Here is a 23,663-nt window from a genome sequence, read left to right as displayed (position 1 = left end):
GACGTTGGCTCGGCCGCAGGGGAAGGCTTTCCCCTCAAAGCCTCAAATCCTCAGATGCGTAAGCCAGGATTTCAGAATGTCAGTTCGGCTTGCCGTGGTTCACTTCGCAGTCGTGCGACCTTGAAGCTGTCCGCTGGCAGGGGACGAAGAAGTTCATCCTCACGGCAAGTCCGGTCGAGCCAAGCCATACGTTGCTCGCGCCGAACAACCGCCATCTGGCGATCATGGAATGGTGCTACGTCCGCGCTCGCCTCGGTCGTCAGGATGGCATATGCCTCGGGCCAGTCGCGCGTCGCCGGCCGCCAGACTCCTGCAAAATAGAACCAGTCGCCGTCCGCGAGCGAGAAGCCGTAGTGCTTGCTTCGGTTCCGATGGCGGAACTCGGAGGTCGGCACGAGGCAGCGGTGATCGGGAAAGGTGCGCCCTTCGGCGCGGACGACGGTGAAGGCGCAACCACCTGGCTCGCGCGTTTGAAGGCCCCATGACAACTCGACCATCTCTATGTCGCCGTCGTTGCGCCGGATGACGACGCGCCGCTGCCTGATCGATGCTTCGGAATTGAAAACGCTTGCGCTCACAAGAATGGGAACATAACAAGAACAATGATCTCGTGCAAATCGGAAAGGAGACCTTGAACAGAGTGCAACGACTATCGCCTCCACGTGGACTTCGCGTCCATCGTCGAGGACTTCTCCGATCTGAAGATCAAGATCGGCTTTGCCGAGGGCCGACCCAACATCGAGGCGCGCGACGACATCAAGATCACCGATGTTGGGCCGCTCATCCGGACAGTCGAGGGCGCGCGCGGCGAAGGCGACATGGTGCAGCGGCGATGGAGCTGGCCCGGACCAAACAAGCGGCCGGTCTACAACTTTCGATCCGAGGGTCGGGAATTCTCATCGAACCGCTGCCTGATCATCGCTGACGGATTCTACGAGTTCTCCGATCCCAAGGATCCGAAAAAGAAGCGCAAGGACAAATGGCTCTTTACGAAGAAAGACGAGCTGTTCTTTTGCGTTGCCGGCATATGGCGGAAGACGCCCGAGGTCGGCGAGGCGTTCACCATGCTCACCATGGAGCCGGGCCCTGACATCGCGCCGTATCACGATCGGCAAATCGTGATCCTTGAACGCGATGCCTGGGCCGACTGGCTCGATCCATCGATGCCGGCGCAATCGCTGATCAAAGCGCTCGCGCCAGGGGCGCTTCAGGTCGAGCGGGTTGGATAGGCGGTACGCCTACCTGTTCATTCATTCGCGCAAGCGCGGGGCAGCCACTCAAGGCAAGTTCTGGTCGAGGCTCTCGAAGCGCAGTCTAGGCCACCGCTTGGACCACTGCTTCGCCAAAACTCTCGATCGGTAAATTTCCAACTTCGCCATAAAGTGCGGAGTCGGACGAATGACGAGATCGAAGAGGTCGAGCAGGCCTAGCGGCGCCAGCACTTCAATATGGTCATTGCTTAATCGCACCGCCACCGCAGTGCAGGTTTCCGGCCATCGAGCGATGGCCTGCGCCGTGCTCTCATACGGCTCATCGCCGTTGCGCAGGTGCATACGCGCTTGGTTCTTCAGCGACCAGGGCACGTCCGGCGCGAGAAAGGTGAGTGCAGCCTGGAGGTGTTCGTCGGTAGCCTGACTCATTTCGGTCTTGTCGAAATAGACGACATCCACGTCCGCGAGCGCCGTGCTCTCCGGATGTTCATGGAGGTCGTCCCAGATCGCGTTGCGAACGAAGCCCGCGCCGACCCAACAGTCCGGGAGGTGAAGTGACTCAACATGGCGCAATATGCGCAAGTGATGTGGCCGGCGCTCGATCGCAGCGATCACAGCGCCTATGGCCTCGCCATCTTTTATCCGTTCTTGAATCATAGCGGCAGTGTAACTGCTGAGGCATGCTCCGCAACGCCGGGCCGGTGTCCCGGCCGCCCCCATGACAGAATCGGCTCATCAGCGGAAGTCGCGCGTCTTCACCTTGATCTCGCAGATGTGCCCGTAGGAATCGGCAAAATCGCGCGCCCGGAAGGCTTTCGGTGGGAGCTCGCGCGGATCCCGCATCACGTTGCTGCTCAATCGCCACACAGTATTCAGCGGGCAGACTACGACGCGATTGCTCGAGGCCCTAAACTCGCAGCCGAGCGAAAGACACCTACCCAAGAATCTCATACATCTTTCTACAGCCGATGAGGAGGACGCTCAGGCCTCGAACTTGGGACCTGGACAGAATGAGCGGCCGCAGGACGAGGCCGGGCTGCGCGCGCCCGCCCAAGGGGTCACCGGGGCCCGGATCGGCGCGTGGCCGCCGACGAAGGAAAATCCGACCGCAGGAGCGCCCTTGAGGCGCGAGTCGAACCGCAGCGGCGAGACGGGCTAAGAAGGCAGACGCAGCGGCGTCAGCATAGCGCCGCTGAAGGCGGGACTGTCCCCGGCGAGCGGCACAGCGCACGAAGGATTGCGGCCCACCCGAGCTGGCGGCTCGGACGGGGTCGGTCATGTGGTGTGGTTGAACAAGACGTGAATGCCGCTTTTGCCTGTGGACGCTGCTCGCAATCGCCTAGAGTCCGTTCGTCGCAGGCCGATCTGCCCATTGTGATGTTGCTTTTGAATTCGGCGGTAGCCCGGTTAGTCTAATTGCATGATCGAGAACCGACCGGCCTCACTACTCGCTGACGCAGCATACGGCATTCTTCCGAAGTTGCCGTTTACGCTCGACTGGTCTGCAATCCCGGAATTGATCCGGGTGGCGACGCTCGATCTCGGGGGCGTTCAACCGATAACGAAAGCCATGGCCGAAGCCGCGGGCGGCGCTTTGCAGGACAAGCCCAGCGATGGAGAGATCGAGCTGTTCCGGAAACGTGGCACAAACTTTCAGATGATTTCCATCGTATTGAGCTGTGTTGCCGCGGGCGAAGTCGATGGTGTCTTGCGGGTGCGCCCATTTGCTATGAGCCTCATTCCTGCTTCGAAGCGGGAGCAAGTCACAACCCAGACAATCGATCTTGTAGCCGAGCTCGATGTAAGCGCGTGGCTGGCAACGGAACCGATGTACGCAGGCTACGATCCCTTTTTGGGAGGATGGTCGCTCTATGGGAATTTGCCAGGCTATCTGGACGGCGAAAGAAAGGGATATCTCGACGAGATTGGCATTGTGATCGATCAGTTCTTCCTAGCGACAGAGCTGGCCGAAAACGATGAAATCATGACGACGGACCTTAAGATGCCTTCCGAGCAGATGAAGGCCCGTTACGAGAAGCATCGCCGAAAACTGTTCTTCACGCCATTCAAACAGGTCGAAGCTCGGCGCGTTTGGGGCGCAGAAACGCCCATCGAATTGTTCGTCATCCAGGCGCTGGCGAGGGAGAAGCTGTTTCCCGCGTGCCAGATGCTCATTATGGACGACGGGGCAACATTTCCCTCCTTGTACCATCTCTGGAACGATGTTGAGTTCCGCCACAGCGACGGTCTGGTGACGGAGGCGGACCTGTTCTTCGAGGATGAACGTATCGCTGTGTTCTGTGACGGAGGACACCATGCGCGGGCCAAGCAAAAGGCAAAGGACGCTGTCATTACCGAGAAGCTCGCAGCACTCGGTATCCGCACGGTTCGCATTCCCGGTGATGAAATTAGGGAAGACTTGCCCAAGGCCATTTGCCGCGTGAAGGAAGTTCTCGCCCAGGATCAGCCTGCCCACTGATCAGATGGTCACCGGAATCTCAACGACCGGCCGTAACGCTTCGAGCTGGCGTGCGTACTTGCGGACGATCTTGTCGTAGAGGTCGTCCAGATGCTTGGCGTGGACGCTAATAACAAGCGCATAGGGTAGCTCTTCTTTCGGCGCAAAGCTGCGGCCCTCAAAACGCGCATTGTAGTGAACGTCGAGTACGGGGTTTCGCAACGTCTTGCCTATGAAGGTTACGCTAGTGTGCAGGCAGTTCTCCCATTTCCAGGCGTCGCGCCGCAGCTCATCTTCCATCAAGCCGCTTTGCGTTTTGCCGAAGAAGCTCTTGCTGTCGGCGTGGACCTGACTGGGATCCTTGCGCTTCTGATCATGCGGGCGGAACGTCGGCTCGAGCCCCGCTCGCGTGTAGTTGCCGGGGTGATGCGGATCGACTCCGGTCGGATAGCAGAGGGTTGCCGTGATCGTGACCTTGCCCGGAATGGCCCCGGAAGGCACTGGAATCGGAGCGCGGATGTAGCGGGTCGGGGCGATGCTGCCCTGGTAAACCACGCGCACGGTGTCGTCGTCGCAGAGCACGATGTCCTGCACGGAACGTGCGACGCGGCCGCGACCGACGTCTTCGCACGGATAATCCGATGTCTCGGCGGTGTGAACCAACAAGGCTCGGATGGCCAGCATACCCAGGCTGTCGCCGAAATGCGCGCGCACGCCCGCGCCCAGACGAAGCACTGACGGGGCGGAAAAAGATGTGCCTTCGGTCGCTTCGAAGGCTGCTGCGGGCGTTTCGCTGACCACGATGAAGGGTCGTTGCAGGCAGCCGCCGAACTCGACGAAGTCAGGTTTAACGACACCGGGGCTGCGGCCGGGGCCGACTGAGCTGTAGATGCAGCGCTGCCACTGCGCCTCCGGGCTGTCGCAAGAGCCGACGGCAAGAGCATTCACGCAGTCTGCTGGGACCTGGATGCGGTTGAAGCCTCCCTTCGCCGGGCCATCGCCGTCGTTGCCGACAGCGATCGTGGCCAGGGTCGTTCCGCGTGACAGCCGGTCGTCGAGCACTGCGGTCCAGGCATGAACGTCGTCGTCCTCGATCGGCAGGCGCGGGCCGATGCTGAAGTTGACGAACTGATATTGCTTTTCGACCAGCACCTGATCGATACGCGCCAGCACCTCGTAGAGCTCGTGCGGGTTCTGCCCAGGTGCCGTGTCGAGAACGCGGTAGTGATCGACCGGGGCATAAGGGCGGGCAACCGGATTGGCGGGGTCTATATGTCCAAACAGGAACGCGGACGTGACGCCGACCCCGTGCTTCTGGAAGTCGCCAATGGTCTTGCCGATGCCGGGCGGATCGATGGACCTCACCCATTTGCCGATCGGATGGTTTTTCGGCACGCCGCCATCGAAAATGGCCACGCGGATATTGGGATCGACGGGACCGGCACCCGGCAGCGCGATATCCTCCATCGCGACGCGGGAAGAGCGGAAAGTTGGCCGCAACATGCGCAGGGATGGCATCTGCCGGAGCGCGCGCACGGGCGTGAAGGTGGCGATATGGTCTGCGAGCTCGACCGGAGCCTCGAGCTCGACGAAGCACAACCCGCCCGCCGAAAACCGGCGGTCGAGCGGCTGATCGATGCCGATCTCCTCGAGATAGTCCTTGAACAGCGGAATGATGCCGTTCGAACCCGTCCCGCTGTCGCTGTGAAGAACGACCTCGAACACGGTCTTGCCGCTTTTCGGCAGGCGGCCTTTGATCTTGTCGCGTGGCGCCGGGGCGGCCACCTGCTCGATGGTGGGCAGTTCATTGGCGCCGGCCACATCCTCCCCCCAACGCGGCAGCGCGTTCCGCCAGGCGCGAAACGCATCTCGGCTCCCCATGACGAACAGCTCGGTAGTGATTGTCTCCTCCGGCTCGCGGCCCTTGGAGCGCTTCTGCGGGGTGATGCGGCGCGGTCGGCTGCCGACCGGCTCGAGTCCGATCGATTCGAATAGCCGCTCCGGGAAATATGACTTGGCGATGTATTCCGGATTTAGGGTGACCGTCGCCACCGCCCGGTTGTCTGGACAGGCCGCGTCGGGCAACTGGTCGATGCCGCGGACGACGCGCGTCAGCATCGGGGCGATGCGATCCCTTGCTTCGGAGAACGTGTATGGATGGCTTTTCGGCGCGCCGCCGCGGACGCCTGCAACGTCCTCGACAAGACGCTCACCCTTCCCGAGCAAAAAATTGCGCTTCGTCATGACGTATCTCTGCCGTTCTTACGATGAGTCTTCTTCACGCGCGGCGCTGTGTGGCTGCGGATCGTGTCGCGCGCGACCCCTGTGAGCTCCCGTGCCTTGCGCTGCGACAACAGGCCGTAGCCGACCAAAGACGCGGCCAGCTCAATCCGTTTTGCTCTAGAAAGGGATTTGTGGGCCAAGATGCCGGCGAACTGTTCCTCGAGCGGCGTGCCGCCGAGAGCGGCGCTTCTTCGGGCCGCAGAGAGATCCCGTTCGATATCGCTGAACGAGCGGCCGGCGAACGCCACGGCTAGCACCGCGCTCCATTCTTTTGTCGCCGGAAAATAAGGTGCGAGCGTCGCGCCGATGAAGCGCTCAATCCCGTCCCGGTCGGGCAACGGAAATTCGACATGGACCTCGAAGCGGCGCCAGATCGCCGGATCGAGTAGATCCGGGTGATTGGTGGCAGCCAGCAGCACCCCGGAGGTTGGCCAGTCGTCGATCTGCTGAATCAAGACCGTGACAAGCCGCTTCAGTTCGCCGATCTCACCCCGGTCGTCGCGACGCTTTGCAATAGCGTCCAGTTCGTCGAGAAGGAGAACGCAGTCGATGGTCTTGGCGTATTCCAGGACATGACGCAGATTGCTGCCGGTTCGGCCAAGCAGACTGCTCATTACGGCCGCTAAATCAAGAATGAGAAGCGGGCGCTTGAGTTCGCGCGCAAGCCATCGCGCGGCCATGGTCTTGCCGACGCCCGGAGGGCCGAGGAACAGCGCGGTCCTCGTCGGATCGAGGCCGGCGCGGGCGAGCGCTTGCGGATTGCGGCGTTCCTCCACGATTTGGCGCAACGCGGCCTCGAGATCCGCGGCGAGGACGGGTTCGTGATCGAGCACCGGCTCCGGCTCCACGCGCATCAGATGCAAACGCGAATCCAGGTCGACGGGGAGTGGCACTTCGGCCAGCCGGCGCAAGGGGGACGCAGGAGAGGGCAGTTCGTGCAACAGCGTCGTCAGGGCCTCGGCGAGGTGCGGCACCACAGGTTGATAGCGCTTGGCGGCGCGGCGCAACACCACCTGGACGTCCTGGGTGCGTCCTGAAAGGGCCGTACGGGCGAGCTGGAGGAAGTCGGCTTCGATATCGGTCTTCTTGTTCTCTTGGGCCATGTCACTGTCGGTTGGAAAGGAACGCACTGGATCGCCAGCATAGCGAGGGCGGACGAATTCTCCAACATCTGGTGAAAACTCGTCCACAGACCGAAATATATACGTTATTTCAACGTAATGAGCGTGGGCGAAATGGGAATGCCGTTCCACTACGTCGCGGCTCCCCCTCGTCTGAAGAAGCGATTCCAGATCCGCTGCCACCATCGCAGCGCAGGTTCGGGCTCGGCCGTGGGCCGCGGGCGAAACGCCTGCGTGCGGATGTCGAACAAGGGATCGCCGGTCTCGTCAGCCGGATGATGCGGGCAAACATGATCGCGCAAGAGCTCCATGCGAGCGTTCCGCGTCATCGTGCCCTTGTTTCCGTCGTAATCGAGAAAGACGAATTTCGGCGCGTTCGTGTACCAAGGCGTAAGCACCTGCGTCAGCAGACCCATAGCGGTCGCCGCCAGAACGCCGTTCGACCAGACGACCTGTGGCCGCGAGCCGGCCGCCCCATAGCGCTTGGCTTCCTGCTCCAGACGCTCGTCCGTGATGAAGCCGCAGCAGCGCATGCATGGCGCGCCCGGCATCGAGAGGATCACTTGGCCGCTGACCAGAAATCCCTTCTTACCCAGCTCGTGCACGTCCATGCCGATGTCGATATAGGGGATGAGATGACGGCGGGCAAAACGCTCGAGCTGCTCGCGTTCCTTGAACCCGTCGACCGCGCCGATGATGACGTCGCACCGCTTGAGATCGTCGGCCGCGTCGCGCCAATCGGCCTGCACGGAGATGATTCGGGCTTTCGGCTGAAGCCCGCGGATCAGGCGCTCGGCGATCGTCACCTTGGGCAGGCCGATCGCGACATCGGCCAGGGTCCCGCCGATCAGACGGTTGGTGTTTGTCTCTTCGATGACGTCGGGATCGGCGTTCACATATCCGCCGATGCCCATGTGCGCCGCCTGCTGCGCGAGATGCGAGCCGCCGCCGCCCAGACCGACAATGCCGATCGTGGCGGCATCAAGGATGGCGTCGCTATCAGTGCCAAGGAAGCTCTGGCGATCGAGGCGGGTCATGCGGCTCTCCAGTTCCGGATGGGCATGCCCACCTCTGCGAAGCGGGTGATGAAGGGTTGCGGCGACTTGCGGTCCAGCCAGACCTGACCGAAGGCAGCGGTATCGCTGAGCACGACAGCGCCGTGCACGGCATGCGGCGCGACCGAGACGAAGTTCGGAACGAAGCGGGCGTTCTCCCGGATGTCGACGCCGCTGAAGCCCGGGACGCCGCGGCCTCCATGGGTATGTACGTGGAAGATGGCGACGCGGTCGTTCATCGCCCACTGGCGCGCGCTGCGGATCGCCTCGGCGCTGATCATGGCGCCAACGCTCGGGTCCGGCAGATAATCCTCGTCGCGCACCGGCCGATATTCGCGCGCAAGGATGATGAGATCGTCATGCGCGGCGGCTAGGCCCGCGGAGATGAAGCCGACGCGCTCGTGCGCGAAGGCGTGCGGGCGGCGCAGGTCGGTGCGGATCGCGGCGAGCAGGCTTGCGGTGATCTTGAAACGGATATTCATGCGACGGCCCTCAAATGCGCCAACAGCATCTGCTTCCAACGAAGCGACTCAGGCACGTGATTCCAGGACGGCGCCCACCAGTTGCGCTCGATCACGCGATGCGGGTTCCAGTTGGCCCCGCGGCCTTCGATCTTGCGCTCGAAGAACAGGCGCGTGACGTAGCCGGAGTGCAGGAAGGGCACGAGCAGCAGGTCCATGCGGTAGGGCTGGTCGCCCGCCACGAACCCGAACGCCGGCAACAGGGCGACCGGCTTGCCGCCCTCCTTAAGGAGGACGGCATCCGGGTGCATGGCCTTGAGGCCGGCGAAGTCCGCGGCAGGGTCGCTCACGACGAACCCCCGCACGGCACCTGCTCGAAGAAGCGCATGCCTGCCTTGACGCGCAGCCGCTTGCTCGGCTTCAGCTCGGTGAGGTTGCCTTCCTCGCTGATGACTTCCAGGACGTAGCCTTCCTGGACGCCGAACAGGGTCTTGAGCTGCTCCGTCGTGTAGGTCCCGCGCGCGATCTCGCGGGGCTCGTTCTCGAAGAAGACCGTGATCAAGCGCTTTTCGGTCTGCAGATGCTCGGTGCCCTTCTCGCCGAGATCGAGATGGTCGTCGGCCTTGAGCTCGACGTCGTCGCCGTTGCGCTCCAGGATGATCACCTCGTCGTCGCGGACGCGACCGATGACGCGCAGCTCGGGCTCGGAGATCTTGCGGGCACCCCATTCGTAGCCGTGATCGTCCAGGGTGAAGCGGAAGATGCGGTCGTTCTGAAACGCCCGGAAGGCTTCCGTGCCCGGCGCGGTGAGATCGACGGTTTCGTCGAGGCCGATCGAGCGGGTGCCGCGGCGCATCAGCTGGATCAGGACGAAATCGCCGGCCGGCTTGAACCCCGCCTTGTCCAGGATGCGCTCGCCGGTGGGCGTCGCGTCCGAGAACTTGACGGTGGTGTTGTTGACGGTGGTGAAGAACATGCCGTCCGGCCCGGGACGGCGCGCCGCCTCCGTCTCGACATGGTGATCGCGGCCCTGGCCGCCAGTGAGTGCAGTTTCCATCGTGGGTACCTCCATCTTGGCGCCAGCCCATCGCCGGCCCGATGGTGATAAGATATGGCGGCATGCAAAGAACGTCAAGCACTTTGCAGGCGTGCTTGACATTCTTAGCATTTCGGGCTAAATACATGAACGGAATCAAGAAGTTTGGAGGAGCGAAGTCATGGCAAAGAAGAGCGCTGAGCCAGAGGTCAAGCTCACGCTTGGACAATATCTCGCCTCAATTCGCGAAGATCGCGACCTCTCACAACGCGACGTGGAGAAGGCTACCAACAAGGTCGTGTCCAACGCGTACTTGTCTCAGATCGAAAACGGACTCATCAAGAAACCCAACCCGAACATTCTGCACGCGCTCTCGGAGCTGTATGCGATCAGCTACGAGGATCTGATGGAGCGTGCGGGCTACATCGTGCCGACCCGCTCGCGCAGCGGCGGCGAACAGCGGCACGGCCGCGTCGCAACGTTCGCAGGCCATAACCTGACCGACGAAGAAGAAGCGGAGCTTGTCCAGTTCCTGGGCTATCTGCGCAGCAGGAAGAAACCTGGTGGCCAAAGCTGACGACAGTAGTCTCGACCCCGAAGAGTTGCGCGCCGTGCAGTCGGCTGCACGGCGCGCACTGGACCGTGCCTCGGCATGGGGCATCTATCCGACACCGACCTCCGTCATTCTCGAAGCGGCCAGCCTGAAAATTGCGCCTGCGAGCGCCTTTGATCCCAGGCGCATTACAGAATACCTGCTCGGCAAGGCGGAGAGCGCCGCGGTCGCGCTCAAGTCCGCGATCGCCAAGGTGTTCGGTATCTATGATGCGGGCGAGCAGCTGATCCACATCGACGACAGCGTTCATAAGTCCAAGCAGAACTTCCTCAAGCTGCATGAGGCCGGCCATCACGAGCTGCCGTCGCACCGCAGTGCGTTCCGGCTGTTCCATGACTGCGAGAAGACGCTCGATCCGGCCATCTCCGACCTCTTCGAGCGCGAAGCCAATAATTTTGCGCGGTTCGTTCTGTTTCAGGGTGACGGCTACGCATCCATGGCGGCCGATCACAAACTCGAACTTAAGACGCCGATGAAGCTGGCGAGCAAGTTCGGCGCGTCGGTCTATGCGTCATGCCGTGAATTCGCGCGCACGCATCATCGCGCGTGCGCGGTCTATATCCTCGAGCCGGTCACGTATTGCGAGAAGACTGGCGCGCGGGCCGTCGTGCGGCGCATCGAGGCATCGCCCGCCTACCTGCGGCAGTTTCGCCGCCCCGACGAGACCGAGATCACCCTTGACCATTCACTTGGCAGGGTTTTGCCGGTCGGAAGGAAGATGACACGCCCCACCACTGTGTCGATTACAGATCGAAATGGCCAGGCGCATGAATGCGTAGCCGAGGCCTTCGACACGACATTCAATGTGCTTCTACTGGTTTATCCAGTGAAGGCGCTGACGGCCGTGACTGTGATGATTCGCAGTCAGTAAGTGAATATCGTTCCGCGAAGTGGGAAATGGAGAGGGGAGACCCGGGGACGATGAATCGCCGGACCGTCATCGTTGAGGGGCCGCTCGCCTTTCGCATGAGGCGGATCGCCGCCGCGCGCCAGGCGGAAGCCGGCGTGCAGATCATGACCTTGCCGCAGCTTGCGGCGCGCCTCACCGGCGGCTTCACGCGCCCAGCGCGATCCGAGGACCTTGACCCGGCGATCCGATCGGCACTAGACGCCGGCGGTTTCGTCGAACTCGAAAGCATCAAAAACCTGCCCGGGATGACGCGGTCGGTGGCTTGGACACTTACCCGGTTGTGGAACGCCGACTTCGCTTTGGCCGACCGCGCCCATGAGAGTGCGCGGCTCCAGGATCTCATGACGATCGAGGCGCGCGTGTGCGCGGGTCTGCCGGCGGGCGTCCTGTCGCCGCGCGATCTGCGCGATGCCGCCTTGCAGCGCGTGACGCACGCGCCAGCGGTCCTTGGGACGGTGGAGCTTGATCGGGTCGTGCGCGTTGCCCCGGTTTGGCGCCCGCTGCTCCTTGCGCTCGCGCGGCAAGTGCCGCTCGCCTGGCGCAATCCCGGCGATCCCGATGCCGCCTGGTTCACCGGCGAGCTTGCCTCCGATGCGAGGCCTACACCGGCGTCGCCCGAGATCGTCTCCTGCGCCTCGCCGCGGGCTGAGGTCGTCGAGGCCCTGCGGTGGATCCGCGAGCTCATCGCCTCAGGCCGCGCCCGGCCGGACGAGATCGCGGTCTGCGCCACGGCGACCGAGGATTGGGACGATCACATGCTGGTGCTGGCGGGCGACGCCGGTTTGCCCTTGCATTTCTCGCACGGCCTACCGGCGCTGGCATCGTGGGAAGGTCAGGTCTGCGCCGCCTTGGCCGACGTCCTGCTCAATGGGTTGAGCCAGGATCGCGTTCGCCGGCTCTTCGGCCACTCCGCCGGACGCAGCCGCGGCCTCGATGCGCTCCCTCCGACCTGGGCGCAGGGCCTCCGGCCTGGCGCTGCGCTCTTCGAGCTTGAGCAGTGGCGCCGCGCGCTCGACGAAGCCCATACGCACCGCACGGACGGTGTAGACGTGCGGCCGCTGCTCATTCCAGTCCTCGAGGTGCTTGCCAGAGGAGCCGGCGCCGCAGATGCAGCCGGCGGCTTGCTGCTTGGGCGCGCCGCACGGGCGCTCTGGGTCGAGGCGCTGCGCCGCGCGCCGCCGGAAGCGCTCGAATTCTCACTGCAGGAGCTTCGCCTTCCCGATGGCCGCGATGCGGGGGCCTGCGCGGTCTGGTGTCCAGCGAGTCACCTCGCAGCGGCCCCGCGTCGCTTCGTCCGCCTGCTCGGCCTCACGACGCGATCCTGGCCACGCCGGTCCGGCGAAGATCCGTTGATTCCGAGCCACATCCTGTCGCGCGAGGCCCTCGATTCCGAGTCGCTTACCGAAGAGGACCGGCGCGCATATTCGATCATCACCGCGCAGGCCGGTGGCGCGCTGGTGCTCTCGCAGATCCGCCGCAATGCTCAAGGCGGGCTGCTGGCGCCCAGTCCGCTCGTGCCGCATAGCCCGCGCGCTACAGCGTTGAAACGCGCGCGGATCCCGAGCCATGCCTTCAGCGAAGCCGATCGCCTGCTTGCGCGGCCCGAAGAGGCGGCGAGTTCGCTCATGCTGCGAGCGGCTGACGCCTGCTGGCGCGATCGCCGAAGCCCTGCGGTCACGGCTCATGACGGCCGCGTGCGCCAGGATCATCCTGTCATCGCGCGCGCCATCGCACAGGTGCAGTCCGCAACGTCGCTTCGCCTCATGCTGCGCGACCCGCTAGGCTTCGTCTGGCGCTACGCCTTAGGCTGGCGCCAGCTGGTCGAAGACGAACAGCCCTTGTCGCTCGACGCACGCGCCTTCGGCGAACTCGTGCACGAGATGCTGAAACATACGGTCGACGTGCTCGAACCCGATCCGGGCTACGTGCGAGCCGCTCGCCATGAAATCGAGAACGCCCTCGATGCGGCGTCCGCCACCATCGCGGCGCACTGGCCGCTCGAGCGTTCGACCCCGCCAGTCCTCTTGTGGCACCACACGCTCGCGGCCGCGCGCGACCTCGCGCTGAAGGCGCTGACGCTCGACGAGGCGTTTCAGCCGGTCACGCGCAGCTGGACCGAGCTGGCGTTCGGCCGCGAGGACGATGGAACGACCCCCGCCGGGGATCTGCTGTGGCCGCCGACAGGCCAGGTGATCATCCCCGGCGCCGGGTTGCGCATTCGCGGCAGCATCGATCGGGTGGATTTCAACAGCGCGCACAACGGCGTTCGCGTCTCCGATTACAAGACCGGCGCCGAACCCGCGAAGGCCAGCGAAATCGTTCTCGGGCGCGGCGCCGAGCTGCAGCGCGTGCTCTACGCCCTGGCCGCCCGCCAGCTCGTGGCGGATAATCCGCGGGTCATTGCGCGCCTAGTCTTCCTCGGAACCGATCGACCCCGACCCTACAATCTTCCTGATGTCGATCAGGCGATCTCCGATATAAGCGCGCATCTCAGCGCGGCCGTCGATCTCTTGCGTCGGGGCGTGGCCTTGCCCGGTCCCGACGCACGCGAGGACTGGAACGACTTCGCTTTGGCGCTGCCGGCGGCGCCGGCGGTTTATTTCCAGAGCAAACAAGCAGCCTTGGGTCGCGCCTTCGGCGACTTCGCCCGGATCTGGAGCGTGCGATGACGAAGCTCGCCGACGAATCCGCGCGCCTCAAGGCGCTTAGAGAGCTCCATCTGACGCTGCTGGTGGAGGCGGCGGCGGGCACCGGGAAGACCGCCCTCATGGCCGGCCGCCTGGTGATGCTGTTGATGAGCGGCGCTGAACCGCGTTCGATTGCCGCCATCACCTTCACGGAGCTTGCGGCGAGCGCGCTCGGCGCGCGCGTCCACCGCTATGTCGACGATCTGCTCGCGGGACGTGTTCCGAAACCGCTGCGGGAGGCTCTGCCCGACGGGCTGACCGACGCGCAGCGGCGCGTCCTTTCCGAGGCCGCGGGTAAGCTCGATGAGCTGACCGCCACGACCATCCACGCGTTTTGCCAGACCATCATCTGCAGCTATGCGGTCGAGGCCGATATCGATCCTGGCGCGCGCATCCTCGATGCGACGCAGGCCGAAGCCGCATTCGAGGCTGTGTTCGAGCAATGGTTCAGAAGGCGGCTGAACGGACCGCCGCGGGCCGACGATCCGATCGCTTCCTTGTCGCGGTACGATCCGCATCACGTGGCTGCCACCTTGCGAAACCTTGCGCGGTTTCGCTTGGAGCATCGCGGCGCGTTGGCGCCCGCGGCCGATCTCAGCGGCCGGCCGGACATCGACCTCGTCGAGGCCGTCGCGGATTTTCGCCGCTGGCTTTCGGCGCAGCCTGTCGAGCCCAAGACGCTCGACCTGGTCGGACAGCTCGAGACGCTGGCCGATCACTTCGCGGGCAGCTTCGCGACGGCGCCTGTCTTCGACACGCTATGGCGGCTCGCTCATCCGGCGCGCCTGCCTTGCATGCGGCGCTACACGTTCGATCTGCTGACCCCAAGGACGAAGACGGCATGGGACAAGGCCGCCGGCAAGGATCGCGGCGCCGAGCTCAACGCCGAGGCCGGCCACCACTTTGCGCGGGTGGATCACTGCTACCGCGTCATCCTCGGCCGTGTTGCGACCGCGCTGGTCGCCAAATTATCCGATGAGCTCGATGAGGTGCTCGCCGACTACGCCGCCTTCAAACGCGCAGCCGCCGTTCTCGACTTCGACGATCTCCTGGAGCGGGCGCGCGCGCTCGTGCGCGGACACGATGCGGTTCGCCGCGCGCTGGGGCAGCGCTATCGCCACATCTTCGTCGATGAATTCCAGGATACCGATCCGATCCAGGCGGAGATCCTGTTTCGCATCGCCGCTGACGACAGCCCGCTGCGGTGGCAGGACAGCAGCTTGCGCGCTGGCGCTCTCTTCATGGTCGGCGATCCCAAACAGGCGATCTACCGCTTCCGGGGCGCCGACGTCGGCTCGTACGCGGAGGCGCGGGGCGCGATTGCCCGGCGCTGGCCGAACAACATCGTCCAGATCACGGCGAACTTCCGCTCACGGCCGGGAATCCTGAGCCACATCAACCGCTGTTTCGCTACCCCGCTCTCGGCCCAAAATCAGCCGGGCTACGTGGAGCTCGCGCCAACGCTCGATCCGCCCGATCACGATCTGCCATGCGCCGCCAAGATAACGATCGATCTGCCGCCGGATTCGCGGGCGGCGCAGATCCGCGACGCGGAAGCCGAAGCCGTCGCCGATCTCTGTGCGCGGCTAATCGGCAACGTGACGATCCGCGACGAAGACGGCGCGCTAGCGCCGCTCACACCGGGCGGCATCGCGCTGCTCGCGCCGACGGGCTCGGAGCTCTGGCGTTATGAGCGCGCGTTCGAAGCGCGCGGGCTCCCGATCGCCTCCCAGGCCGGGAAAGGCCTGTTCCGCCGCCAGGAGGTGCAGGACCTGGTCGCGCTCGTACGCGTGCTGGCCGACGGCGGCGACACCTTGGCGTTCGGCGCCTTGATGCGCGGTCCGCTCGTAGGGCTCAGCGAAGAAGAGTTGCTTGACATCACCGCGGGATTGCCGCCGCTTGCAGATCGGCCCGACGCCATCCCCCGGTTCTCGCTCGCGACGGATCCCGATCACGTCGTTCATCCCGTCGCACGGCGGGTCCTCACGATTCTTCAGGACCTTCGCCGCGGGGCGCGGGCCACGACACCCGCGCTGCTGCTCGCCGAAGCCGTCGAGCGGTTGGCTGTGCGGCCGATCCTGAGCGCGCGTGAAGGCGACCGCAGCGCGCGAGCCGCCGCCAACGTCGAGGCGCTGCTCGAAAGGGCGCGGCCCTACGGCGTCAAAGGCATGAAGCGCTTCGCCCGCGACGTGAGCCGCGATTGGCGCGATGGCGCCGCATACAACGAAGGGCGCGTCGACGCCGACGGAGACGCCATCGAGATCATCACCATCCACAGCGCCAAAGGCCTCGAATGGCCGGTGGTGATCCCGATCAACACCGCAACCTTGCTCCGCTCCCGCGAGCCGTTTGTCCACCGGGCTGACGACGACACGTTGCATTGGGTGATTGGCGACGTCGTGCCGCCCGAACTGCGCGCGGCGCTCGAGTCTGATGACGAAAGCCTGATGCGCGAACGCGAACGGCTCTGGTACGTGGCTTGTACGCGGGCCCGTGAGCTGCTGATCGTGCCGGAATTGGCGCAGGCCGAGCAGAAGTCCTGGGCGCGCATCGTCGATCTCGGCCATGATGCATTGCCGGAGCTGGACGTCTCCCGCATGACGCCGGCGCCGATGCCGACGATCGCCGACCCGCCGAATATGCAGACCGCTGAGCTGTTCGCAGCCGAGCGCGCGATCATTGACGAAGCGGCCGTTCCGCTGACCTGGGTCCGGCCGAGCGATCATGATCCGGATCGCCTAGAGACGGTCGAGGCCATCACGCTCGATGCCGGCGATGCGCCCGAGGTCAATCTGCCTGTCGGCGCGGGACGGGTGCGCGGTCTTCTCTTGCACAAGCTGATGGAAGAGGTGCTGACTGGCGAGCTCATCGAAGAGGTGGGCCGCTTTGCCAGGCGGACCCGCGAGCTGCTGGCTGAGCTGGTCCTCGATCCGGACGACAGCGAGGCGCTTCCGGACGCCGATGAAATCGCGGCGACCGCCTGGCGCACGTTGCAGCTGCCCGACATCGCGGCGCTTCGCGAGCGCCTGACGCCCGAGTGGCCGATCTATGCGCTGCTTGAGGGCTCGAAGCCAAGGGCGCTCGCTGGACGCATCGATGCCATTGCCTACGCCGGAGATCGCGCCGAGGCGGTCATCGACTGGAAGAGCGACGTCGATCCGTCCGACGCGGATATTCGCCTGCATGCTGGTCAGCTCGAAGACTATTTGCGGGCAACGGGCGCGCCACGCGGCGCGCTGGTCTACATGACGCCGGGACTCGTGCGCTGGGTGGTCGGACGGGATGAGCGACAATCTTGAGTTCGGAGCCGGAGGGGGTTCCGCATCGGGGCCGAACAGGCCATCGCCGGAAAGGAGAGGTGTCAGAAGTTTGTAGGCATTTTTCTGACGCCATCGACTCTGCCGTCAGAAACAGGTATACATTTTTCTGACAGGGGTGGGGCGAGAATGGATCTCAAATCCCAGATTCAAAAGCGGATGGCTGCCCAGGCGCCGTTCGGCGTCTGGACGCCGACCGATTTTCTGGACATCGGCTCGCGCGACGCCATCGATCAGGCGCTGTCACGCATGACGAGCGCCGGAGAGATTCGTCGCATTACCCGCGGCCTTTACGATCTGCCTCGGCCCAACAGCCTGACGGGCAAACCGACCAATCCCGATCCACGCCGGGTCATCGACGCGCTGGTGCGACGAGACCAGGCGCGCATGCTGGTCGACGGCCTGACAGCGGCCAATGACCTTGGGCTGACGGATGCAGTCCCGGCCAAGATCTCGGTCCACACCGACGCGCGCCTGCGTCCGATCAAGTTGGGCGCCCAGACCATCACCTTCAAACTGACCGCGCCCAGCCGCCTGCACTGGGCGGGCCGTCCGGCGATGCGCGTCGTCCAGGCGCTGCAATGGCTGCGCGGTACGATTGACAGCGATCGCGATCGCATTCACCGCCGTCTCGCTGCGATCCTCGCCGATCCCGATCACGGCGCAGCCATCGTGGCGGACTTGCGCGAGGGGTTCACCAGCCTGCCGGACTGGATGCAGAACTTCCTGCGCCCCTTGCTCGACGAACCGCCGTCCTCCTCATCCCGGGATAAACAGACCAAGCGGCAGCCCCGGAGCCGCGGATGAATCCCGGCTTCGTCACCTTCCTTTCGGCTGCGGCGGAGGACCGCCGCGACGCCTTTCTCGGCGCGGCGCAGAACTTAGGCGCCCCGGAGCAGAACATCGAAAAGGATTTTTGGGTCTGTTGGACCCTCGATGCGCTGTTTAACGGCGCCGAGGCGGGCGGCCCTCGACTGCTGTTCAAGGGCGGAACCTCGCTGTCGAAGGCGTTCGGAGTGATCTCCCGCTTCTCGGAAGACATCGACATCACGATCTTCCGGGATGACCTGGGCGAGGGAGCGACGGTTGATGAACTGGAGGCGCTGAGCGGCAAGAAGCGGCGACGGCGCCTCGACGCCATCAAGAGCGCGAGTCAGGCCTACGTGAACGAGACGATGCGCCTGCAGGTCGAGAGGCATCTGCGCGAGACCCTGCAAGCTGCGGACCTGGAAGCTGAAGCCGGCCGAGTGGAGCTTGATCCCGACGACCCGGACCGGCAAAGCTTATTGATCTGGTATCCGAAGGTGACTGCGGCAGACGAGGGCTACGTCAGGCCGGCGGTCAAGATCGAGTCGGGTGCCAAGTCAGCCCTCGACCCGAACCAACCCGCGATCGTCAAACCTTATGTCGCCGACGTGCTCGCCGATCTCAAGTTGAGCGTGCCCGACGTCAGAACTGTGGATGCGGAACGCACTTTCTGGGACAAGATCGTAATCTTGCATGGGTTGCGGCAATGGTTCGATGCGCGTGGCGCGCTCCGCGGCGGCGGCCAGCGGATTTCACGGCACTATTATGATGTCTATCGGCTGCTCGACTCCGATGTCGGACGCGCCGCTTCGAGCGATCTGGCGCTGGGCGTCGACTGCGTGCGGCACGCCCGCATGTTCTTCAACAGTCCAGATCTGAATCTCGCGACTGCGGCGCCTGGCTCTTTCACGCTCTCGCCGAGCCGGGAAATGGCCACCGAGCTCGCGCGCGACTACGCCGCCATGGCGGGAATGATCTTCGGAAAGGCGCCCGTGCTTGGAGAGGTCCTCGGACGGATCGGCGAGCTCGAGGCGCGCATCAACCAAACCAAGGCGACTGGGGCAAGCGAACGTCGGACGGGGGGCAGAGGAGCATGAACACCGAGGCCGACACCTGTCGAAAATTTGTTGTGCCGCGCTTGCAGGCTGCAGGATGGGATAACGCGCCCCATGCGATCAACGAGCAGCGTACCTTTACAGATGGCCGAGTGATCTTCGTCGGAGGGCGTGCGCGCCGGGGCCGGCAGAAGCGGGCCGACTACATTCTGCGGTTCAGCGCCGACTATCCGATCGCCGTCGTGGAAGCGAAGGCCGGCTACAGGTCCGCCGCCGATGGTCTACAGCAGGCGAAGGAATACGCGGAGATTCTGGGGCTGAAGTTCGCAATCGCCACGAACGGCGCCGAGATCGTGGAGTTCGATTTCTTCACCGGCGTCGAAACGCTACGCACCGACTTTCCAGCACCGGCGGAATTGTGGGCGCGCCAGCGTGCGGGCCTCGGCCTAGCCGACGATGCTGCGGCCAGTCGGCTCCTCACGCCCGGGTTCCCCGACCCAGGCAAGCCGCTGCGCTACTATCAAGAAGGCGCGGTCAATCAGGCTCTCCAAGCCATTCTCACCGGGAGGCGCCGCGCGCTGTTGACGTTGTGCACCGGCGCCGGAAAGACAGCGGTAGCTTTCCAGATCGCCTGGCGGCTCTGGAGCGCTGGGTGGAACAAGCGCGGGGATTTCCGCAAACCGAAGATCCTGTTTCTCGCGGACCGCAACATCCTCGTCGACGATCCGATGGGCAAGACTTTCGCGCCATTCGGCGACGCCCGGTTCAAAATCGAGAATGGTGTCGTCAGCCAGGGTCGCGATATCTATTTCGCGATTTACCAAGCGATCGCACGCGACGAACGAAGGCCGGGCCTCTATCGCGAATACGCGCGCGACTTCTTCGATCTGATCATCGTCGACGAATGCCATCGCGGCAGCGCGCGCGACGATAGCAGCTGGCGGGAGATCCTGGAGTATTTTGAGCCGGCGTATCAGCTCGGCATGACCGCCACGCCGCTCAGGGACGATAATCGCGACACTTACGCCTATTTCGGCACGCCGCTCTATACCTACTCGCTGGCGCAAGGTATAGCCGATGGCTTCCTTGCGCCGTACCGCGTGCACCGGGTGGTCACCGACTATGACGCCGCCGGCTGGCGGCCAACCAAGGGTGAACTCGACCGATTCGGACGTGAGGTTCCCGACGACGAGTATCACACGAAAGATTTCGAGCGTGTCGTCGCGCTGCGCGCCCGCACCGAAGCAATCGCCCGACACCTCACGCACTTCCTTGCCCAAACGGACCGCTTCGCCAAGACGATCGTCTTCTGTGTCGATCAGGAGCATGCGAGCGAGATGCGCCGTGCGCTTGCCAACCTCAATTCAGATCTCGTCGTTACCTATCCGGACTACGCCTGTCGCGTCACCGCCGACGAGGGGGACATCGGGAAGGGCAAGCTGAATGCGTTTCAGGATGTGGAGACTAAAGTTCCTGTCATCCTGACGACGTCGCAGCTTCTGACGACGGGCGTGGACGCGCCGACCTGCAAAAATGTCGTTCTCGCGCGCGTCGTGGGCTCGATGACGGAGTTCAAGCAGATCATTGGGCGTGGCACTCGCTTGCGCGAGGACTACGGCAAGCTCTTCTTCAACATCCTCGACTACACCGGCACCGCCACGGAGAAGTTCGCCGACCCGGAATTCGACGGCGAACCGACCGCCGAAACGGTCACCGAGATCGACGCCGATGGCGAGGTGGTGACGACCGAAGGCGAGGAGAAGCCTCCGCAGGAGACGGTCGACGAGCCGGAAGGCGAGCAGCCGCCGAGCGGGCTGCCGCCGGACGAAGAGTCGGGCGAACCGCGTAAGTATTACGTCGATGGCGGTGCGGTGGAGGTTATTGCCCACCTCGTCTACGAGCTGGACACCGACGGCAAACGTCTCACTTGCAAGAAGCTGACGGACTGGACCGGTGAGAAGGTCCGAACGCTCTATCCGACCGCAGCGAGCTTTCGCGCGGACTGGCTCGATGCCGATAAGCGCCAGGCCGTGGTCGAAGCGCTCGCCGAGCGCGGTATCGACCTTGAGACTTTGGCGCAGGAAACGGGCCGGCCAGACGACGATCCATTCGATCTGCTCTGTCATCTCGCCTGGAACGCGCCGTTAAGGACTCGGAGGGAGCGGGCGGAACGCCTGCAGCGTGACCGCCGAGATTTCTTCGACCAGTACGGCGCCGATGCACGCGCAGTGCTCGAAGCCCTGCTCGAAAAATACGCTGATCATGGCGCAGCTCAGTTCGTGCTGCCGGGCATCCTCAAAGTGCCGCCACTCGCGGGCTTCGGCAATCCGAGTGAAATCGCGCGACGCTTCGGAGGTCCGGAGAAGCTTCGCGCGGCTGTCAACGAAATGTCCGGCCTCTTGTACGCCGCTTAGGAAAGCACCTCTGAATGCCGCCAAGTGAGAAAAAGAAGGGCAAGGCGCCAAAGACGACGGCTCAACGCCTCGACAGCGTCATCAAGTCCGCGCGCAACAAGATGCGCAAGGATCGCGAGCTGAAGACGGACCTCACGCGGCTGCCGACCCTGACGTGGCTGATGTTCCTGAAGTTCGTGGACGACATGGAAAGGGTCCACGAAGACGAGGCTGTGCTCGCCGGCGAGACCTACCGCGGCTTGATCGATCCGCCATACCGGTGGCGTGACTGGGCCGCCGATTCTGCGGGCATCACGGGACCGGATCTGCTCTCGTTCATCAATGGGGAGCAGACCGTCCGAGCCGACGGAACGAAGGGGCCGGGCTTGTTCACGTATCTGCGGAGCCTTCGCGGGAATGGCGAAGGGCGACAGCGCCGTGATGTTGTTTCAGCCGTGTTTCGTGACCTGCGCAACTACGCGACGAGTGGCTACGTCCTGCGGGACGTAATCAACCTCATCAACGACATCCACTTCGACAACACCGAGGATATCCAGACGCTCGGGCGGATGTACGAAACGCTGCTACGGGAGATGCGGGATGCGGCGGGTCAGAACGGAGAGTTCTATACCCCGCGGCCTGTGGTCCGCTTCATGGTCGACGTCATCGACCCGAAGCTAGGCGAAACCGTTCTCGATCCGGCTTGCGGCACCGGAGGGTTTCTCGCCGCAGCCTTCGATCACATGAGGCCAAGCGCCGATACGGTGGAGAAGCGCGAGATCCTTCAGCGCTCGACGTTGCGCGGCGGCGAAGACTCATCGCTCCCATTCCTGTTGGCGCAGATGAATCTGCTCCTGCACGGGTTGGAGGCGCCCGACATCGAGTTCGGAAATGCGCTGCGTTTCAAGCTGACGGAGATCGGTGAGCGTGATCGCGTCGAGGTGATCCTGACCAATCCTCCGTTTGGCGGAGAAGAGGAAGCAGGCATCCTTACGAACTTCCCTGACGATCGCCGCACCGCCGAGACCGCTCTGCTGTTTCTGCAACTCATTATGCGACGGCTGAAGCGAGGAGGCCACGGGCGAGCCGGCGTAGTCGTTCCGAATGGGATATTGTTTGGCGACGGCATCGCGGCGCGCATCAAGGCGGATCTGCTCGAGCGGTTCAATCTGCACACTATCGTCCGGCTGCCGGAAGGAACGTTTTCCCCGTACACCGATATTCCAACCAACATCATTTTCTTCGACACTTCAGGCCCCACTGGTGACATTTGGTATTGGGAACAGCCGCTTCCAGAGGGTCGGCGCAAGTATTCAAAAACGCAGCCGTTACTGTACGAAGAACTCAGTGATTGCCTTGAGTGGTGGTCCGCGCGCAGGGAAGGAGCACGGGCATGGAAAGTCTTTGGGCCTAGTCTCATCAAGCGCGATTCAGAAGGTCGCACCATTGCAGTGGATTTGGACCTCAAAAATCCTCGTGCCAAGGAGGCGGACCACCGTCGGCCTGTTGAGATCATTGAAGGCGCAATCGCCGAGCAACGTAAGTTGCTAGCTGTGCTTGACGAGTTGAGAGCGCTGGTAGTCGCTTTCGACAAAATCACTTCGGACTCGCCTCGCGCAAGACTCGGCGACGTAGCGCCACTTGTTCGACGTCAGGTTCATATAGATCCTGAGAAGACCTACACCGAGATAGGCGTGCGCAGCTTCTACAAGGGGATATTCCATCGCCGGACAATACCTGGGGCGGAGTTCACTTGGCAGAAGTTATTCCGCATCGCCACCGGCGACCTCGTATTCAGTAATTTGATGGCGTGGGAACAGGCAATCGCGCTGGCGTCAGCCGCTGACGATGGCTGCGTCGGAAATCATCGGATGCTTACGTGTGAAGCCGATCGAACGAGGTGTCTCCCGATGTTTCTCTGGTACTATTTCCGTACGCCGGAAGGTTTTGCGCAGGTTGTCGCGGCGTCACCGGGATCGATCGCACGAAATAAGACGCTGTCCGCCGAACTCCTGCCCAATATTACCGTTCCGGTCCCATCGCTAGACGCGCAGGAGTGGTTTGAAGCCCTTCATGCGAAAGCTCAAGCAGTCGAACTTGGTCAAGCCGAGGTTGATCGGGCGCTAAGCGGACTGATGCCGTCCTTACTGCACCATGCGTTTGGATGACGCGTGGCGCGTTCGGTCGTAGATGGCGAGGTGCAGCAACGCTCAGGAGAGATATGTGCGCCGTGCGGACGATATCGGGAGCTGAGGC

At 63.5% G+C, this 23,663-nt stretch carries 18 protein-coding genes; 10 read left to right on the top strand and 8 right to left on the bottom strand.

Going from position 1 to position 23,663, the window contains the following annotated elements; genetic code table 11:
* Positions 1 to 71: 71 nt before the first annotated feature.
* Positions 72 to 578, bottom strand: a complete 507-nt coding sequence (locus tag RBH77_RS16350) for an SOS response-associated peptidase family protein (RefSeq protein WP_311028645.1) — start codon at positions 576 to 578, stop codon at positions 72 to 74.
* Between the two features lie 84 nt (positions 579 to 662).
* On the opposite strand from RBH77_RS16350, the gene RBH77_RS16345 reads away from it, so the two are divergent.
* Complete coding sequence (locus tag RBH77_RS16345; protein ID WP_311028644.1) at positions 663 to 1,229, top strand: SOS response-associated peptidase family protein; 567 nt, start codon at positions 663 to 665, stop codon at positions 1,227 to 1,229.
* A gap of 48 nt (positions 1,230 to 1,277) precedes the next feature.
* Here RBH77_RS16345 and RBH77_RS16340 read toward each other — a convergent pair whose 3' ends face one another.
* Positions 1,278 to 1,868 (bottom strand): nucleotidyltransferase family protein, encoded by a 591-nt coding sequence (locus RBH77_RS16340; RefSeq protein WP_311028643.1) that lies wholly within the window; start codon positions 1,866 to 1,868, stop codon positions 1,278 to 1,280.
* A 763-nt stretch (positions 1,869 to 2,631) separates the two neighbouring features.
* Here RBH77_RS16340 and RBH77_RS16335 point away from each other — a divergent pair.
* Complete coding sequence (locus tag RBH77_RS16335) at positions 2,632 to 3,690, top strand: endonuclease domain-containing protein (RefSeq protein ID WP_311028642.1); 1,059 nt, start codon at positions 2,632 to 2,634, stop codon at positions 3,688 to 3,690.
* Here RBH77_RS16335 and RBH77_RS16330 read toward each other — a convergent pair whose 3' ends face one another.
* From RBH77_RS16330 to RBH77_RS16305, 6 genes are all read right to left on the bottom strand, one after another.
* Positions 3,691 to 5,913, bottom strand: a complete 2,223-nt coding sequence (locus tag RBH77_RS16330; RefSeq protein ID WP_311028641.1) for a S8 family peptidase — start codon at positions 5,911 to 5,913, stop codon at positions 3,691 to 3,693.
* The gene (locus RBH77_RS16325) at positions 5,910 to 7,055 is read right to left on the bottom strand and encodes an AAA family ATPase (protein WP_311028640.1); all 1,146 of its coding nucleotides are present in this window, start codon (positions 7,053 to 7,055) and stop codon (positions 5,910 to 5,912) included. Before RBH77_RS16325 ends, RBH77_RS16330 begins: the two co-directional genes overlap by 4 nt.
* Before the next feature lie 149 nt (positions 7,056 to 7,204).
* Positions 7,205 to 8,110, bottom strand: coding sequence for a HesA/MoeB/ThiF family protein (locus RBH77_RS16320; protein ID WP_311028639.1), 906 nt, complete (start codon positions 8,108 to 8,110; stop codon positions 7,205 to 7,207).
* Positions 8,107 to 8,610 (bottom strand): hypothetical protein, encoded by a 504-nt coding sequence (locus tag RBH77_RS16315; protein WP_311028638.1) that lies wholly within the window; start codon positions 8,608 to 8,610, stop codon positions 8,107 to 8,109. Before RBH77_RS16315 ends, RBH77_RS16320 begins: the two co-directional genes overlap by 4 nt.
* Positions 8,607 to 8,939, bottom strand: coding sequence for a hypothetical protein (locus tag RBH77_RS16310; RefSeq protein ID WP_311028637.1), 333 nt, complete (start codon positions 8,937 to 8,939; stop codon positions 8,607 to 8,609). Before RBH77_RS16310 ends, RBH77_RS16315 begins: the two co-directional genes overlap by 4 nt.
* The gene (locus RBH77_RS16305; protein WP_311028636.1) at positions 8,936 to 9,646 is read right to left on the bottom strand and encodes a multiubiquitin domain-containing protein; all 711 of its coding nucleotides are present in this window, start codon (positions 9,644 to 9,646) and stop codon (positions 8,936 to 8,938) included. The genes RBH77_RS16310 and RBH77_RS16305 overlap by 4 nt, the downstream gene beginning before the upstream one ends.
* Positions 9,647 to 9,806: 160 nt before the next feature.
* Between RBH77_RS16305 and RBH77_RS16300 the strand changes: the two genes are divergently transcribed.
* The 8 genes from RBH77_RS16300 (at position 9,807) to RBH77_RS16265 (ending at position 23,575) form a co-directional block, all read left to right on the top strand.
* On the top strand, positions 9,807 to 10,202 hold the full coding sequence (locus RBH77_RS16300; protein WP_311028635.1) for a helix-turn-helix domain-containing protein: 396 nt from the start codon (positions 9,807 to 9,809) through the stop codon (positions 10,200 to 10,202).
* Complete coding sequence (locus RBH77_RS16295; protein ID WP_311028634.1) at positions 10,189 to 11,109, top strand: ImmA/IrrE family metallo-endopeptidase; 921 nt, start codon at positions 10,189 to 10,191, stop codon at positions 11,107 to 11,109. Before RBH77_RS16300 ends, RBH77_RS16295 begins: the two co-directional genes overlap by 14 nt.
* 50 nt (positions 11,110 to 11,159) lie before the next feature.
* Entirely contained in the window at positions 11,160 to 13,817 is a 2,658-nt protein-coding gene (locus RBH77_RS16290) for a PD-(D/E)XK nuclease family protein (protein WP_311028633.1), read from the top strand.
* Positions 13,814 to 17,134 carry a UvrD-helicase domain-containing protein gene (locus RBH77_RS16285; protein WP_311028632.1) on the top strand — a complete coding sequence of 1,107 codons (3,321 nt, stop codon included), beginning with the start codon at positions 13,814 to 13,816 and terminating at the stop codon, positions 17,132 to 17,134. The genes RBH77_RS16290 and RBH77_RS16285 overlap by 4 nt, the downstream gene beginning before the upstream one ends.
* A 147-nt stretch (positions 17,135 to 17,281) precedes the next feature.
* On the top strand, positions 17,282 to 17,959 hold the full coding sequence (locus RBH77_RS16280) for a DUF6088 family protein (protein ID WP_311028631.1): 678 nt from the start codon (positions 17,282 to 17,284) through the stop codon (positions 17,957 to 17,959).
* Positions 17,956 to 19,056 carry a nucleotidyl transferase AbiEii/AbiGii toxin family protein gene (locus RBH77_RS16275; protein WP_311028630.1) on the top strand — a complete coding sequence of 367 codons (1,101 nt, stop codon included), beginning with the start codon at positions 17,956 to 17,958 and terminating at the stop codon, positions 19,054 to 19,056. Before RBH77_RS16280 ends, RBH77_RS16275 begins: the two co-directional genes overlap by 4 nt.
* Positions 19,053 to 21,428 carry an EcoAI/FtnUII family type I restriction enzme subunit R gene (gene hsdR, locus RBH77_RS16270; protein WP_311028629.1) on the top strand — a complete coding sequence of 792 codons (2,376 nt, stop codon included), beginning with the start codon at positions 19,053 to 19,055 and terminating at the stop codon, positions 21,426 to 21,428. Before RBH77_RS16275 ends, hsdR begins: the two co-directional genes overlap by 4 nt.
* A gap of 14 nt (positions 21,429 to 21,442) precedes the next feature.
* A complete protein-coding gene (locus RBH77_RS16265) occupies positions 21,443 to 23,575 on the top strand; it encodes an N-6 DNA methylase (protein ID WP_311028628.1) in 2,133 nt (710 codons plus the stop codon).
* The last annotated feature ends 88 nt before the right edge of the window (positions 23,576 to 23,663 follow it).

The sequence above is a fragment of the Mesorhizobium koreense genome, assembly GCF_031656215.1.
GTDB lineage: Bacteria > Pseudomonadota > Alphaproteobacteria > Rhizobiales > Rhizobiaceae > Mesorhizobium_L > Mesorhizobium_L koreense.
This window is presented reverse-complemented; position numbering and strand designations above follow the sequence as displayed.

Coding starts and splice junctions, on each gene's coding strand:
- RBH77_RS16340 (WP_311028643.1), bottom strand. CDS start 1,868: ATGATTCAAGAACGGATAAAAGATGGCGAGGCCATAGGCGCTGTGATC.
- RBH77_RS16335 (WP_311028642.1), top strand. CDS start 2,632: ATGATCGAGAACCGACCGGCCTCACTACTCGCTGACGCAGCATACGGC.
- RBH77_RS16330 (WP_311028641.1), bottom strand. CDS start 5,913: ATGACGAAGCGCAATTTTTTGCTCGGGAAGGGTGAGCGTCTTGTCGAG.
- RBH77_RS16325 (WP_311028640.1), bottom strand. CDS start 7,055: ATGGCCCAAGAGAACAAGAAGACCGATATCGAAGCCGACTTCCTCCAG.
- RBH77_RS16320 (WP_311028639.1), bottom strand. CDS start 8,110: ATGACCCGCCTCGATCGCCAGAGCTTCCTTGGCACTGATAGCGACGCC.
- RBH77_RS16315 (WP_311028638.1), bottom strand. CDS start 8,610: ATGAATATCCGTTTCAAGATCACCGCAAGCCTGCTCGCCGCGATCCGC.
- RBH77_RS16305 (WP_311028636.1), bottom strand. CDS start 9,646: ATGGAAACTGCACTCACTGGCGGCCAGGGCCGCGATCACCATGTCGAG.
- RBH77_RS16300 (WP_311028635.1), top strand. CDS start 9,807: ATGGCAAAGAAGAGCGCTGAGCCAGAGGTCAAGCTCACGCTTGGACAA.
- RBH77_RS16290 (WP_311028633.1), top strand. CDS start 11,160: ATGAATCGCCGGACCGTCATCGTTGAGGGGCCGCTCGCCTTTCGCATG.
- RBH77_RS16285 (WP_311028632.1), top strand. CDS start 13,814: ATGACGAAGCTCGCCGACGAATCCGCGCGCCTCAAGGCGCTTAGAGAG.
- RBH77_RS16280 (WP_311028631.1), top strand. CDS start 17,282: ATGGATCTCAAATCCCAGATTCAAAAGCGGATGGCTGCCCAGGCGCCG.
- RBH77_RS16275 (WP_311028630.1), top strand. CDS start 17,956: ATGAATCCCGGCTTCGTCACCTTCCTTTCGGCTGCGGCGGAGGACCGC.
- hsdR (WP_311028629.1), top strand. CDS start 19,053: ATGAACACCGAGGCCGACACCTGTCGAAAATTTGTTGTGCCGCGCTTG.
- RBH77_RS16265 (WP_311028628.1), top strand. CDS start 21,443: ATGCCGCCAAGTGAGAAAAAGAAGGGCAAGGCGCCAAAGACGACGGCT.